We start from the raw sequence: 531 nt of genomic DNA, 5'->3' as shown, positions 1-531 counted from the left end.
GCGTGCCACCACGACAACCCTCAGACCCCGAACTGGATCTCGTTGCACCCCGCTTCCGCACTGCCAGACGCGGCGAGCTGCACCTTATGCCACGGGACCGACCTCGGAGGGGGTAACTCGGGGGTGTCCTGCCTGCACTCGGCGTGCCACCACGACACCATTTCAAACTGGGTATCCATCAACATAAACAACCCAGCCAACGAACACGGTGCTTCCGCGAAGAGGGCTCCCGGCAGTTCCGGTTTCATCTCATGCAAGATCTGCCACGGCAACAATTTTTCAGGGGGAATCTCGGGAAACTCTTGCTTCGCCTGTCACTTTGCTGGGGGACCTCACCCAACAACCTCGCTTCTCGTGACGGGCTCTCTGTGGCGCGATGTTACTCCTCCAACTCACACCACGACCCACCCGGGCAACGCTCCCGTCTGTGGAGAATGCCACGCGGGGGGACTCAACTCACCGGATCCGCCGCCGGATCCGCCGAACCTGGTCGATCCTCCCGACTGCTTCAACAACACCCTCTGCCACGGA

The sequence above is a fragment of the Deltaproteobacteria bacterium genome (genome assembly GCA_011773515.1).
Lineage (GTDB): Bacteria > Desulfobacterota > Deferrimicrobia > J040 > J040 > WVXK01.
This window is presented reverse-complemented; position numbering follows the sequence as displayed.